General features: G+C 44.6%; 7 protein-coding genes. 3 read left to right on the top strand and 4 right to left on the bottom strand.

Going from position 1 to position 15,834, the window contains the following annotated elements:
• Positions 1-45 precede the first annotated feature (45 nt).
• Positions 46-987 carry a DUF6263 family protein gene (locus tag AAG747_RS00410; protein ID WP_346819134.1) on the bottom strand — a complete coding sequence of 314 codons (942 nt, stop codon included), beginning with the start codon at positions 985-987 and terminating at the stop codon, positions 46-48.
• 709 nt (positions 988-1,696) lie between these two features.
• Here AAG747_RS00410 and AAG747_RS00405 point away from each other — a divergent pair.
• The 3 genes from AAG747_RS00405 (at position 1,697) to AAG747_RS00395 (ending at position 8,371) form a co-directional block, all read left to right on the top strand.
• The gene (locus AAG747_RS00405; protein ID WP_346819133.1) at positions 1,697-4,048 is read left to right on the top strand and encodes an ABC transporter substrate binding protein; all 2,352 of its coding nucleotides are present in this window, start codon (positions 1,697-1,699) and stop codon (positions 4,046-4,048) included.
• A gap of 5 nt (positions 4,049-4,053) precedes the next feature.
• Positions 4,054-5,148 carry an efflux RND transporter periplasmic adaptor subunit gene (locus tag AAG747_RS00400; RefSeq protein WP_346819132.1) on the top strand — a complete coding sequence of 365 codons (1,095 nt, stop codon included), beginning with the start codon at positions 4,054-4,056 and terminating at the stop codon, positions 5,146-5,148.
• A 142-nt stretch (positions 5,149-5,290) separates the two neighbouring features.
• Positions 5,291-8,371 (top strand): efflux RND transporter permease subunit, encoded by a 3,081-nt coding sequence (locus tag AAG747_RS00395; protein WP_346819131.1) that lies wholly within the window; start codon positions 5,291-5,293, stop codon positions 8,369-8,371.
• 62 nt (positions 8,372-8,433) lie between these two features.
• Here AAG747_RS00395 and AAG747_RS00390 read toward each other — a convergent pair whose 3' ends face one another.
• The 3 genes from AAG747_RS00390 to AAG747_RS00380 all read right to left on the bottom strand — a co-directional run bounded on the left by AAG747_RS00390 (position 8,434) and on the right by AAG747_RS00380 (position 15,803).
• Positions 8,434-10,347 carry a DUF4132 domain-containing protein gene (locus AAG747_RS00390; RefSeq protein WP_346819130.1) on the bottom strand — a complete coding sequence of 638 codons (1,914 nt, stop codon included), beginning with the start codon at positions 10,345-10,347 and terminating at the stop codon, positions 8,434-8,436.
• A 116-nt stretch (positions 10,348-10,463) separates the two neighbouring features.
• A complete protein-coding gene (locus AAG747_RS00385; RefSeq protein WP_346819129.1) occupies positions 10,464-13,085 on the bottom strand; it encodes a DUF4132 domain-containing protein in 2,622 nt (873 codons plus the stop codon).
• A gap of 69 nt (positions 13,086-13,154) precedes the next feature.
• A complete protein-coding gene (locus AAG747_RS00380) occupies positions 13,155-15,803 on the bottom strand; it encodes a DUF4132 domain-containing protein (RefSeq protein ID WP_346819128.1) in 2,649 nt (882 codons plus the stop codon).
• Between the last annotated feature and the right edge of the window lie 31 nt (positions 15,804-15,834).

Raw genomic sequence — 15,834 nt, 5'->3', positions numbered from 1 at the left:
TTTTTTTGTACGGATTTCCACCCATCCGGATGGGTATTGCGGAAATTAATCCGCCATATGCATTTTGCGAACCGATTTGATAGTAATCGGCCAAGTCATAGACATGGCTCCTTCCAACTCCACATCTCCGGAAAAGTCTTGCTTCACTTCAGCTCCCTTTGTCCATCCTGATTTTTGGTCCAAGGAAAGCATTCCTTCTTGCGTCCCGGACAAGTTGTAATTCATCTTTCCAACTCCCGGCACCTCCATGCCACTGCCTCCGGCATTTTCGGCTACGGATTTCACTTGCACCTCGGCCACGCCTCCGTTCAGCGCCACCAATTTCCAAGTATTGGTTAATTTCAATCCTAAAGCCGAAGTCAAGGATAAAGTTTTAGACCACTCATCGCCCACACTTACTTTCTCCTCAGGGTAGATATCAAAAACAAAAGCCATATTTTCGCGAATGGCTTCATTGCCAAATTGCTTGCTCAACGTTTGTTTCAATTGTTCTTTTTGGGTTTCTTCCAGGTTATCATAAGAATCTACCATATTGGTCAACAACTCATCGGCTCCACGTACCTCTTTGATTTTCCCGGTGGGTGTAACCGTCAATTGAAAACCCTGTCCCACCAAAGCCGCGTAGCTTTTTACCTGGTCGTTAAGTTCTTGCGAAGGGTTGCCGGAGTCATACGCGACATCCCCCATCGGATTCCCCTTCTGCTCGTACCTTACCCGTTCATAGGTGACTTTAATCCGGTAATTTTTATTTGGGTCTACCTCAAGTACTTCGTAGGCATAGTCCATCCCAAAGTTTTGTTGGATGTTTTGATCCATTCCCATTATGGTTTGAGCAATATCCTGATTGATGCTTTCCACAGTTTTAAAAACATCTCCTTTTTTCAAATTCAATTGGAGTTTTACTTTTTTTTGCCCGAAAGTACTGTGAAGCTGAAAGGCCATTACAAATAAAAAAGTAAACGCAATACGATACACGTTTTGATTCATCTAATAAAGGTTTTAGTTAAATTAATAAATTAGCAAACGGAAGCTAGTAATCAGGCCACAACACGGACAAATACATTCCGTTTCCGATCCTTAGCACCCATTACTCAAAGCTTATGGATAAAGACAGCAACTCTGCCCATGCATGCCAATAAATAGAGGAAATACCTAATGCTTTTGGCTAATATATAAGATTATCTCCAATGTCCTAGTCCTCTTATTTTTTTCAAGTACCTGAATTAAATACGGTTCCCCATTATCAAATGGCGGAGTATGGTTTAGTGAATAAATGAGATGGCGAAAGAGTGAGTTGAAACCAAAAATAATATTCCTTTTTCAGATTTCAATACGGTAAAGTTAATCCTGACTGCCCGTTGTCCGCTTTTCGCAAAACATTTTTTCGGCTACCCAATGAGTATACGCCATCACCATACATTCCTGCATAGTGATCACCAAGCACAGACTGAGTTAATGAGTCCGTCACTTGCTTTTATTCTGAAAAAAAGCAAAATTAGGAATCCAAGTATATCTGTTCACGGTTCCATAGGCATTTTGGTTACCTGCACTAATTCTATGAGAAAAGGAACGCTATTTTCCCCGGTCAGCCTAAAACCGTATCAACAAGTAGCGGCTTTCTGCTCTGGTAATAACATCGAATAGAATAAGTCTATACGACCTTATAATCCTTATCCAAACTAAATAACAGGCAAATATGAAATGGATAAGCACCCTTTTATGGCTGATGTATACCACCATCACCTTCAGTTCTGCTCAGAGTTTACGTATGGGCATCATTACCGATTTTAAACAAACGCCACAAATTACAAGCTTTACCCAGCAGCTAAAAGAAGAGATTCAAAAAACATTGGGTCCCACTCACCCTCTCCTATTAGACAGTACAAACCTCCGTTTTGCCGATTGGGACATCGAAAAAACACAAAGCCATTACCGGTCTTTATCCTCCCGTTGTGACTTGGTGATAGTATTGGGTGCCGCAAGCATTCATGGAATTTTACAAGATTCCATGTTAACGGTTCCCACCATTGCCCTGGGAGTATTTGATGTAAGCTTGCAAAACGTTCCCTATACCGAAAAAGGCACCTCCGGGATGGCTAATTTTTCCTATGTGCTTACCGCACACGATATGGAAGAAGAGTTAAGCTATTTTTATGAAATCTACCCTTTCAAGCACCTTAGTATATTGGTAGACAGCCGGACCCGGCAGATACTGAATACAGAAAAAAGCAAAGAAAAAATCCAGTATTTCCAACAGAAGTTTAATGCGGAAATCCAACCCGTATTTATTGAGGAAGATCCCCAAAACTCTCTGAGTGAAATCCCTCAAAATACCGATGGGGTGTATGTGGCTATGCCCTATGAACGCAGTGAAGAAGAAATTCAACAAATTGCCCAATACCTGATCGGGCAACAACTGCCTTCTTTTTCAATGAGTAAACGACAAGTGGAATTAGGCTTAATGGCTTGTGTATCGGACAATAACAACATCGACCAAGTACTTAAGAAAGTAGCCGTGATGGTGGATGACTTACAACGCGGAGAAGCTTTGGCCGATATGCCTGTCCATCTCAACTACAAGAAAAATTTGTATATCAACCGGGGCACAGCCCGGAAGGTGGACTACTCTCCTACATTTAAGCTTTTATTTACCGCCAATTTTATCGGCCGGCAACAGGAAACGGAACTCCCCTCTTACAACGCTCCGGACATTGTGGAACGCGCATTGAGTCAAAACCTGGATATTCAAATCAGCCAACAAGACATATTATTGTCCGAACAGGAAGTAAAACAAGCTCGGTCACAGTGGTTGCCCTCCGCTGAAGCTTCTGCACAACTTATCCAAATTGACGAGAAAAGGGCAAATCCTTTGATTAACCAAGCCGAGAAAACAGCTTCGGGGGGAATTACAGTACAGCAGTTAATTTTTTCCGAACAAGCCATCGCTACTATCAAAATCCAAAAGCTCCTGAAAAAAGCACAGGAACATGCTACCCGCCAACAGGTAATGGACATTGTATTGGATTGCTTTACAGCTTATTTCGATATTCTCCGGGCCAAAACCAATGTCAATATTCAGGAAGAAAACCTGGAAACCTCTAAAAAAAACCTGGAGCTGGCCAGGATTAAAGTCAGCTTGGGTTCTACGAACAACTCTGATATTTACCGTTGGGAAAGTGAAGTGGCCAATGTCAGTCAAAATGTCGTTGAGGCACAAAGTAGTTTGTTACTGGCAAAAATCCGGTTAAACACTTTATTAAACAACAGCCTGGAAGAGGAATTTGAGGTGGAAGACGTGACCCTGGATGACAATGTCTTTGCCATCTTTTCATCCAGTGAATTGGGGCAGTATATTACCGGGCCGGAGCAACTTGCCTTAATTACCGGTTTTTTGATTCAAGAAGCCTTGACGAATTATCCCACCAAACGTCAGTTACAAGCCAATATGCAGGCCGTACAACGGCAAGAAGCGATGAACAAACGCCGGTATTACCTGCCTACTTTAGCCGCTCAGGGGCAATGGGAAAGTATTTGGTGGAGAGGAGGGGTAGGGTCGGAACCGCTGCCGGGCAGTACCTTTAGCGACTCCCGGTGGAATATCGGCTTGAATTTGTCTTACCCTTTATTTGATGGCAACAGACGGCAAATCAACTTGCAAACGACCCGCATCCAAAAGGAACAATTAAACACACAAATCCAATCCTTAGATCAAAACCTTACCCTGAGCGTACAAGCCCAAACCCTGGACTTGTTAAAAGCCAGTACAAATATTCATTATGCCAAAGTAGCCAGTGAAAATGCCCAAAAGAACTTTCAATTGGTACAGGACAATTACACCAAAGGGCTGGTTTCTATCATTCAATTGCTCGATGCTCAGCAAGCCGCCTTAAGGGCTAAAGAGGCCTTTGCCATTTCGGTCTACGATTACCTGATTGCCTTTCTCAGTATAGAAAACAGCATAGGTTTTTATCATTTATTGGCAACTCCGCAAAACCTGACGGAATTCTACCAACGCTTAGGGGAATACATCACAAAGGATCAAAACTAAATTCTATGAAAACAGGAGCACACCTATTGTATTTGACGTTTCTTTGGGGAGCATTTGCATGTGGGGGTAAACAAGAGATGGAGAGGAACGAACCCATAAAACCCGTAAAGTTTGCCACAGTGCAATTACAAGGAGGCAAGCAAGCCAAAACCTTTAACGGAACATCCCGCTCAGCCTCCGAGACCAATCTGAGTTTTCGCACCAATGGCCTGTTATTACAAAGGAATGTCAAAGTGGGGGATAGAGTAAGAAAAGGGCAACTACTTGCCCAACTGGACCCCAAAGATCTTTTGTTGAATTACGAAAAAGCCAAAGCCTCATTGCAAAGTGCCAAAATCCAGTTGGAAACGGCCAAGTCCAATCTGGAACGCATCAAGCAACTCTATCAAGCCAACAGCGCTTCTCTCAACGATTATGAACAAGCAAAAAATGCCTATGCCAATGCCCAATCGGGCTACCAAACGGCCCGTAAATCCCTGGATCTCCAACAGTCACAACTCGACTATGCAGAAATCATCGCCCCTACGGACGGTGTAGTTTCCGCCACTCATGCCGATATCAACGAAATCGTACAAGCGGGCTCCCCGGTCATTGTTATCAACTCCGGAGAAGGGGATATTGAAGTCAATGTGGGGATACCGGAAGTCTATATCACCAAAATCAAGCAAAGTGAGGAAGTCGCGATAAAGTTCTCTTCCATTCCTGACAAGGCATACCAAGGTATTATTACGGAAGTGGGCTTTTCATCTGCCGGAGCCGCTACGTATCCGGTCATTGTCAAAATCCTGGATGCCGGGGAAGAAATCCGGCCCGGCATGCCTGCCGAAGTGACTTTTTGGTTTGGAGAAGCCGATGAGTCTCCCAGCCTGGCGGTCCCGGTCAAAGCGGTCGGAGAAGATTTTGAAGGGAATTTTGTATACAAATTGGAAAAAGATACGGCTCAGGTATATCTCGCCCGGAAAGTCAAAATAGAGTTAGGCCCTTTGAGTAATCATGGATTTGAGGTTTTGGATGGTGTAAAAGAGGGGGATATGGTGGCCACAGCCGGCTTGCGCTCTCTGTACGATGGCCGGAAAGTGACTTTGTTGGCAAATGAGTAGCCCGACTTACTTTCTCAGCAGGAAATAATAACCCTATACACTGATCAAACTTCTTTTTTCAAAATCATTGATTCATACAAAAACCATAAAACCACTCCTTTTCAACCGCCTTTACCTTTGTTCAACACTAAGTTAACGCTCCATGAATCTCACCGCACTTGCCTTAAAATTCAACCGGGTTACATATACACTTCTCTTAATGTCCATTACCTTGGGAATTGTCAGTTACCGGAATTTACCTCGCGACAGTATGCCGCCTTATACGGTACGGGTCGCTTCGGTGGTCACCAACTTTCCCGGTGCAAGTCCCGAACGGGTAGAACTGTTGATTACGGACAAAATTGAAAAAGTCGCCCAGGAGATTCCCGAAGTAGAAACCATCAGCAGCACCTCCCGCACCGGGCTGTCTGTAGTAAATGTAGAATTAAAAGACGAGGTTCCGGCCGTAAAACTCCAAGCCATATGGGACCGCTTGCGCAGAAAAATAGAACTTATCCAAGCCGATTTACCGGAAGGTATTTACGGCCCCATTGTGAAAGACGAAGATATTGGCGTGGTGTATGGCATTATTGTGGGCCTGAAATCCGATGGTTTTGAATACAAGGAGTTGAAAGAATATGCCGAAGACTTGCGCGATGAGCTGATCCGCCTGGAAGATGCGGCAAAGGTAGAAATCGGAGGAATCATCGAAGAGCGGATTTTTGTGGATTTTAATAATTCGGAACTGGCAAAATTAGGTCTTTCCAGTAATCAACTTAAAAGCATTATTTCCTCTACCAATATCATCATTCCGGCCGGAGAAGTCAACCTGGGAGAAGAGCGGATCATCCTGGAGCCTTCGGGAAACCTGGAAGCCATTGAGGACATCCGGAACATGTTAATTCCTTTGGGAAATTCCGGGGAAACCATCCCCTTGGGAGAAATTACAAACGTGAACTGGGGCTATATCACCCCCCGGGAATCCTTAGTCAAAATTAATGGGGAGGAAGCCATCGCTCTGTACATTTCGCTGATAGAAGGTGCCAATATTGTCCAGCTGGGGGAAGAGGTGGATAAGCTTCTTTTGGACCACAACCAATACCTGCCGGTAGGTTTGACAGCCCAACGCGTTGCCTCACAAGACCTGGATGTCAATAAAAATGTCAATGATTTTATCAACAATGTCTTCCAAAGTATTGTCATTGTCCTGTTGGTAATGTTTCTGTTTCTGGGGGTAAGAACAGGCGTAGTGGTGGCCAGTCTGATTCCCGCTGCCATTATTATGACCCTTCTGTTGATGAACCAGGCCCTCATCGGCTTGAACCAGGTATCTTTGGCGGCACTGATCATGGCTTTGGGCATGTTGGTTGACAACGCCATTGTAATGGCCGAGTCCATGATGGTGAAAATGGAACAAGGAGAAAGCGGGATAGATGCCGCCATCGCAGCCAGCAAAGAATTGATGGTTCCTTTGTTAATTTCTTCTCTGACCACCTCGGCCGCTTTTTTAGCATTTTTTCTGGCCGAATCGGTGATGGGTGAAATCATGGGCCCTTTGTTTTCGGTCATTACCCTGGCATTACTTTCCTCCTGGTTGATGGCCTTGACCATTGTGCCTTTGCTAGCGGTGGTAATCATCAAAGTAAAAAAACAAGAAGGAACCCCTAAGCCTTCCCTCTTTGATAAACTGAATATATACTATAACCACCTGTTGGATATGGTATTAAAACGGCCACTTCTGGTACTCTTTTCCATCATAGCCTTGTTTGTTCTGTCAGTATTTGGCTTTGGTTTTCTTCCTTTTGTTTTCATGCCAGATAGTGAGCGAAACCTCGTCACGCTGGATTTAAACCTGCCCTTGGGCACCAACATTGAAAGCACACAAGAAAACATTGCCAAATTAGAACAATTCATCAAAGACAGTTTATTGATTCATGAAGAGCGTTCCAAAGGAATCATTGACTGGTCCTCTTTTATCGGCATCGGACCCAATTCTTATGACTTGGGGTATTCGCCCGGAGAACAAAATTCAGGCTATGCTCATTTACTGATCAATACCTCTTCGGGAGATGACAACGATGAGGTGATCCGGTCTTTGGAGCATTTTTGTTTTGCTCAATTGCCCGATGCGCAAGTCACTGTAAAAAAGCTAGGTTCAGGAGGAGGCGCCTCCACTCCGGTTCAAATCCGGATTACCGGTGCAAACCCGGATGAACTATCCCTACTGAAAACTCAAATCAAAAACCAACTCATTCAAACGCCCGGCACCAAAAACGTAGACGATGACTGGGGACCCAAAATCAAGAAGTTTTTAATCCAGATTGACCAGGCCCGTTTAAGACGTTCCAGCCTCACCAATCAAGACATTGCCGTATCCCTAAGTACCGTGCTATCCGGCTATACGGTGGGTGAATTCCGCAAAGAGGACAACAGTATTCCCATCGCAATGCGGGAAGAAGGCAGTCAATCGATTCATTACGAAAACATCGAGTCCTTAAACATCTTTTCGCAAAGTACGGGAAACAACGTTCCCTTGGCCCAAGTAGCCACTCTCCTGCCCCGTTGGGAATATTCGAAAATTCTGCGAAGGGATTTGAAACGTACGGTCACGGTAGAAAGCCAACTTCAAGAAGGGTTTACCGCATCGGAAATTACCTCTGCGATCAAACCTTGGCTGGAACAACAGAGCCACTCCTGGAAACGCGGGTATTCGTATGAATTCGGAGGAGAAGCGGAAAGCAGTTCCAAAGCGATGGATGCCGTAGTCGAAAAGCTACCCTTGTCATTTTTTATCATCTTGTTTCTGTTGATTTTACAATTCAATTCCGTTCGCAAAACCATTGTCGTGGTCAGTACTATTCCTCTGGGGCTTATTGGAGTGGTAGGTGGCCTCTTACTTGCCAATTCTTACTTTAGCTTTACCGGCTTTTTAGGTCTTATTTCCTTGGCGGGAATTGTGATCAACAATGCCATCGTCCTCTTAGACCGGATTCAAATCGAATTGACAGAATTTAACCGCCCTCCGGTAGAAGCCATCAAACAAGCAGCCAACGAGCGTTTCCGGCCCATTTTGCTTACCACCTTCACTACTTCTCTAGGGCTCATTCCCTTATGGCTGGGCGGTGGCATTATGTGGGAACCCATGGCCATTGGTATTATTTTCGGACTTTTGTTTGCTACGGTTATCACACTGTTATTTGTTCCCTTGATGTACAAATTACTTTTCGGGGTCAAAAAGGCATGATCCTGATACATCCCGAAGTAAGGGAGTACATGAGCAAATTTGACAAACATATTTTATCAACTTTATCCGTTTTCTTTGGATATTCCCATTTGTAAAAGAATGGAGGAGTCCGTGATCCGGTCATCTTCCGCCAGTAAAAATGCCTTGCTCAAAATCACCAACAAACCTTGATCCCCTTCAAAAGGAAGAAATACATCCGGGGTCTTCACAGCTTTCCAATCCGGCACAATACAGAGGTACTGATCATTGGGCTCCATCAGGATATTGGTGCTTCCCAAATGGATTTTATAATACCGGAATTTACCTCGTATTCTTAAAAAGCGCCCTTCAATTGCGGCTACGTCTTTGATTTTCAAACGGGGGATCAGGCTTTCCAAAATCACTTTCCGTGTTTTGGCCACCTCATTCAACTCGCCAAAAGAAAAGTGCTGCCAGTATTCGCGATGTTGGGTGTCTTCCCAATTCGCTTCTATCCCAATGGAGCAAGTTGCCACAAATAAGTCCAAATCGCGAAGAATTTCGGACAAGGCCAACGGATCTATTTCCGCCAAAGGCAAAGGTTGCCGGTTTTCCAGGGTATAAAAACTCAAGCGCTCCACCCGGGCAAATTCATATTCGTTGGCCAGATCCAACACCGCCTCCACCCCGTATTTGGAAAAATGCACCCAAGGTGGTTCATAACTGTACACGCTGGTGTAGTACCACTGCCTTTGCTCTGCCAATGCTTTGAATTTGAAATGACGTAATACATGCCCGGAATATCGGTTGCTGTACGTCCCGGTTTGCCTTTCGGCTTCTGTCAGTAAATACACTTCCCGGAAAGCTTGCTTGAATGGCTGAAGAATTTCATATTCCAATAAAAAGTCCCGCCAGGCTTTTACATCTTCTACTCCGGCTTTGGCCGGATGCCATAAGGTTACTTTCTCGAAATCCCCGATGTTCACAGGGTTCAAGTGTACATCCACCAATTGGCCTTTGTGCCAAATAGCCGCTTGGCTTTGTGTTCCGTCCGTAAAAGTCCAAATCAGTTTTTTACCAACCCAGCTTGTCAGCTCGTGTTTCAGGATATACCTTTCCCAATCCGCTACCGCCCAAGCCCGGCGGTTTTTCCAGGCATTTTCCAACTTGATTTTTTGATTTGACAGGCTTTGTTTAAGCGCTTTTACCAAGGCTTTTACCTGCTTCACCTCCTCCCCGTATGCTTTTTTCAATGCTGCAGGCTCCCGCTTCACTTGCTTTCCCTGAGAGTTTTGCCAACGCAGTTCTACCTTGTTATAGGCCTCAATTTCAATACAAGCCTGATAGTCATCAATTTTTTGCCATAGTTTTCCTTCCCGTACACCAAAGTCTTCTACTAATTGATCGAGCAAAGCCTCTTTATCAAAACCGGCTTTTTGGTCGATCCGGGTAATGGCTTTGGCTACCTCCCCGACAAACACATAGTGCTTGGCTTTCAATTGCATTTGTAATAGGGCCGCATAGGACTTGGGATGAGGATATTCGCTCATCAGGCGCAGTCCCGTAATGCCCACACTGCTGGACAAAGAGCCTCTTTTCTTCAAATGGGTAAAAGCCTTTTCAGTGGTTTTGATCACAAAATCCAAAAACAACTCCTGATCATACATAAACACAGTATGTACCAAAGCACAGATAAAATCTGCCCGCCCCTGCCGGAACCAAAATAGCGCTTCTTTCTTAAAACCGTCCAGCAGCTCATGGAGAAACTTTTTCACCAAAGGTGTATTTTCCTTTGTGATAAAGCTTTTACTTTTTTCCAGCCACTGGCTTTGCGCTTGGCTCAACGCAAGCGGCTCATACTCTTTGTCATAACTTTCAAAGTGTAACAAAGGGCGATCATATAATAACAATACTTGCAGCCACCGAAACCACTCGTCACGGTCGCCCAGAAAGTCATAAGCCGTACCGTTTAGCCATTGCCATTTTTTGTGAATTTTAAGAGTTTGCAGATCCTCCATGAGCGAGTTCTTGAAAAGTGTAAAGGGAAAAGGCCGTTATGAAGGCGCTTCATCATTAGAAACTCGCTTCAGATGCCCTTTCCCCAGATTGTACCTGATTTATAAAAGAAATAAGGCTATTGCTGCAACTGTGAAAGGATAGTCGGATCGGTAATCTTATCATCTTCGGCTAATAAAAAGGCCTTGCTCAGCACCAACGACAAACCCCGGTCGCCTTCAAACGGCAGGAACACCTTATCCGACTTGGCCGTAGACTTCCGGTCCGGCACAATACACAGGTACTGATCATTCGGTTCCATCAGGATATTGGTACTGCCGATATGGATTTTGTAATTACGAACCTTGCCCTGTATTTTCAAAAAACGTCCCTCTATTCCCGCCACGTTTTTGATTTTCAAGCGTGGAAGCAAGGTCGCCAATACTTCTTTGCGGGTTTTGGCCACTTCTGTCAGGTAACCAAAGGAGTAAGACGACCAATAATCGTGATACTCGGGCATTCCTCCGTTGTCACGCCATTCCGGATCGTTACCCACACTGCTCACCCCTACAAACAAATCCACATCCCGCATCACTTCCGATAGTACAATTTTGGGAACGTCCTCCATTCGCATCACTTCCTCCTCTTTGGCCGTATCGGTAAAGCGTACCAGGTCGGTCGATACATACGGTAACATGCCATACGTATCGTCCGATTGAACTTCATGAATCAGGTATTCAGCCATGATGCCATGTTCCGGCAATGAAATAGTGGCACTGCTACTGTCTGCATCTCCGTCAAAATTACTCAGCAAAGTATATTTCCAGCCTCTAAGAGCCGTCAAGGCATTAAACTGGTGTTGTTTAAGGATATGTGCCGCCATCCGGTTGGAATAGGTACGGGTATTGACCTCCGCTTCGGTCAGCAAATACACCTCACGGTAAGCTTGCTTCATTGGTTGCTGGATTTCCAAAACCGCCAAACGGTCACGCCAGGCCATTACCGTATCCGAATGGATCGGATGCCATAAAACCACCTGCGTTTCCGGGCCCACTTCAACGGGCTGCCCTTTCACATCTTCCCATTGCCCCTTGTGAAAAACCGCCTCTGTTGTTTGCTCTCCTGTGGTCAAGGTCCAGATCAGTTTTCGGGCAATGAGGCTCACCAAGCCATGATCCAGATAATACGCCTGAAACTTCTCATAACTCCATGTTTGGTTCCGTACAAACAGGCGATCAATACGGTCACGCTGGGCGGTAGAGTATTTTTGAATTTGTTTTACCTCTTCCTTCAGCCCTTTGAGCTTTTCCTTTAAACGGGAATCACTTTTCACAAACGCAGGGTCGGATTTCTGGGTAGAGCCATCCGGCTTGTACCAGGTCAATTGGGTTTTGCCGATACCTGTAACGGCCACCTCCAATTGATGCTCCTGAAAAGCTACTGTCTTTTTGCCCTCTACCAGGCCGAAGTCCGGTACGGACAGCTCTTCCAGCTCCAAGGAGGAAAGACCCCGGTTCTCAGCGACTTCGTCTATGTATTTTTGAATAAGTTTTTGGGTATTGTTCTGCCGGATCTTCAACTTCAAACGAGACAAGTGGCTGATTCCTTCCACTCCTTTGGCATGGGCCAGCACGTAGATACAAGCATTGCCCACCACACCGGAGGCAGGCCCTTCTCCGGGGATTTTCTGAAAAGCGCGTTCGGTCAGTTGGGCCAAGACAGACAACGTTTTCCGGTCATGGTAAGCCATCATCGTCCACACCAAGCCCTTTAGCAAGATGGCAATTTGGTCTAAAAACATCTTGTGCAAGCGATAAGGAAATGACTCCGAATCTCTATAGTAGGGAGCGACTTCCACTATTTCTAACACTTTTGTCCCCATCACAGTCCCTAAAATCTCCTGCATTACCTGTTTATAGCGGTTTTTCTTCAAGTCCTTGATCAAAACTTCGGCTTGTTTCAACCACTTTTGAGAAGGTTTGCTCGTAGTTGCTGTCAAAGCATGGTAAAAGACCTTATAAAAAGCATCCTGCTCTTCTGCTTTTAATCCCGCCATCAACTCGTTCACATATTTGCCGTACAAATATTTCCCAGCGCTATCCTCTTCGGGAAAGAGATAAGGTTGTGGCTTGTAATCCGCATTACCAGAAGAAGATAAGATTTTCTCTAGTTTTGCTCTTTGCGTTTTAACCTTTTCAAGAAAAGAAAACCGGTCAGAATCAAACTCCTTCCATTGTAGCATTTCTTCTATATAGGTTTTCAAGTCCTCATCCAAACCCTCTTTTTTGACATGCTTTTCCAATTGTCCAATGGCATAAGTCACCGGCAAATCGTGAAACTCCTGCCAAAAACGGTACTTAAAGTTATCCGGCACCTCTCTAAAACGCTTAAAAAAAGTAATCAACTCCGTTGAAGTAAATTCCAGCTTTTGCCGCAATAGGGACTCAAAAAGTAAACTGGACACCCTCCCTAATTGAGCGTAATAGTCCATAGCCTTATTATCTTTTTTTATACTTTCCGGTGTGTCTGTTTTCCGGTCATAATAGGTCTCCCAAAAAGTAATAAGTGACAGGACCAGCTCTTTTTTCGCACCGGCACCAAGCTTCTTAATTTCATCATATTTAGGTGTGTCATTCAAGGAAAGGCCCCACTCATCTTTCTTTAGTATATCTTGGTACAGTGCCTCTATCAAATCAAAGGTTTTTACCGGGGCTGGGTCCGAATTCATCCCCAAAAACACTTGTCTTACACTTTCACTCATTACAAGTTAATTGGTTTTAGATTTTATAATTGGTTTTAATAGTTCTTCTCATAGGGTGTCATCATTCCGTTATCGCTTCAACTGTGAAAGGATAGAGCGGTCGGTGATTTTATCGTCTTCGGCCAATAAAAATGCCTTGCTCAATACTATTGATAACCCTTGATCTCCTTCAAACGGAAGAAAAATATTGTCCGATTTGGTCGTAGATTTCCGGTCGGGTACAATACAGAGGTATTGATCATTCGGTTCCATCAGGATATTGGTACTTCCGATATGGATTTTGTAATTGCGAACCTTGCCTTTCACTTTCAAAAAGCGCCCGTCAACGGCCGCTATGTTCTTGATTTTCAAACGAGGAATTAAGGTCTCCAACACTTTTTTACGCGTCTGAGCTACTTCGGTCAAATCGCCAAAAGAATAAGACGTCCAGTAATCGCGGTACTGTGGAATGCCACCGTTGTCACGCCATTCCGGATCGTTCCCCACACTACATACCCCCACAAACAAATCCACATCCCGCATCACTTCCGATAGCACTATTTTGGGAATATCTACCATTTGAAGCACCTCCCCACTTTCCTTATTGACAAAACGCACCTGGTCGGTGGCCACATACAGCCAGATACCCGCATCGTTAAAAGCATCGTCCGCATGGATTTCATTGATCCAGTATTCGGCTTCTATCCCATGCTCCGGCAGAGAAAATGAGGCAATGGTATTGTCACGGCCATCATCATATGTACCCATCAGCGAGTATTTCCAACCTCTCAGTGAGGTCAAGGCTTTAAACTGGTGTTGTTTAAGTATATGAGCCGCCATCCGGTTGGAATACATACGAGTATTGGCTTCTGCTTCGGTCAGCAAATACACTTCCCGGTAGGCCTGTTTCATGGGTTGCCGGATTTCCAGTGCCTCCAGACGATCACGCCAGGCCAATATCGTATCCGTATCCGAATGGATCGGATGCCACAAAACCACCTGTGTTTCCGGCCCTACTTCAACAGACTTCCCTTGCACATCTTCCCATTGGTCCTTGTGAAATACCGCCTCAGTTTTTTGCCCGTCTGTGGTCAAGGTCCAAATCAATTTTCGGGCAATGGTGCACACCAAGCCATGTTCCAGGTAATACGTCTGAAATGTCTCATAGCTCCATATATGATTCTGGATAAACAGACGGTCAATACGGTCGCGCTGGGCAGTAGAGTATTTTTGAATTTGTTTGATTTCGTCTTTTAAGCGTTTCAGACGGTCTTTATGTTGCTGGGTACTTTTGACAAATGCAGGCACCGATTTTTGCGGGTTACCATCCGGCTTGTACCAGGTCAATTGGGTTTTACCAATGCCTGTGATGGCCAGTTCCAGTTGATAGTCGTCAAAGGCTACTGTTTTTTTTCCCTCTATCAAGCCGAAGTCCGGTACGGAAAGTTCTTCCAGCCCAATAGTGGATATGCCCAGTTTTTTTGCGGCTTCGTCTATGTATTGTTGAATAAGTTTTTGAGTGTTGTTTTGCCGTATTTTCAGTTTCAATCGCGATAAGTAGCTGACCCCTTCCACCCCTTTGGAATGGGCCAATACATAAATACAGGCATTCCCCACCCCACTAGCGGCAGGTCCTACATCGGGTATTGTTTGAAAAGCGAATTCCGTCAAGCGGGCCAAAATCAATAAACTTACCCGGTCGTGGAAAGCCACCATCGTCCAGACCAAACCTTTTAGCAAAGCCTTATTTTTGTCTGTAAAATATTTATGTACTGTATATTGGCGCCCGGAAAACGCGTGGATTTCTGTGACTTCCGTTATTGTTAATTCTGTTGCAAAGCCCAAAATATCCTGCATTACCTGCTTATACCGGTCTTTTTTCAAGCTTTTGATCAAGGTTTTAACTTGCATTAACCAACTGGAAGAGGGTTTGCTTGCGGTAGCTGTCAGGGCATGCTGAAAAACCCCGTAAAAAACGACCCGTTCCTCTCCTTCTAATGCGGCAATTTTCGCATTGACATATTTTCCAAACTCATCTCCTTCCGACAAATGGTACGGTTGAGCGAGGCCCAGTTTTTTGGAGGCAACTTCTATATATTTTTGAATGATTTTTTGCGTACTTTCCTGACGGATGCTCGATTTCAAATGGATCAAGTGATTGACCCCTTCTTCCATTTTGGAATTCCCCAATACAAAGATACAGGCGTTTCCCACTCCGGCAGCCGCTGGCCTGGCAGCTACCGCCCCCTGCCCGGGGATTTCCTGAAAAGCCCGTTCGGTCAACTGAGCCAAAGTTAGCAAATTTTTCCGGTCACAATAAGCCACCACGGTCCAGATCAAACCCTTTAACACAAGTGCATTTTTATCTGTAAAATATGCCTGATGCGTATAGTGAGTTGTCCGGCCTTTATACTCGGTAGTTTCTACGACTTCCGTCACTTTCATCGTCACAGCAAGATCCAACACCTCTTGTATTACCTGTTTATACCTACCCCTTTTTAACGCTTTGATCAATTCTTTTGCCTGCTTGAGCCACTTTTGAGAAGGCTTGTCCATAGTGGCAGTCAGGGCATGCTGAAAGATCTTGCCGAAAATGTTTTGTTCTTCTTCTGTGAAAGCGGCAACTTGCTCATTGACATATTTTCCGAATTCATCTCCTTCTGATAACTGGTAGTTTTTTGGTTTGTCATCCGGGGTTAAGTTGTTTTCTAAAAATGTATTTTTCTCAGTGCCGCTCATTATTAAGTTAGTGTTTTTAGGTTTTGTAAAT

The sequence above is a fragment of the Rapidithrix thailandica genome (assembly GCF_039710355.1).
Lineage (GTDB): Bacteria > Bacteroidota > Bacteroidia > Cytophagales > Flammeovirgaceae > Rapidithrix > Rapidithrix thailandica.
Note: the sequence above shows the minus strand (reverse complement) of the source record. Positions and strands in the feature narration are given on the sequence as shown.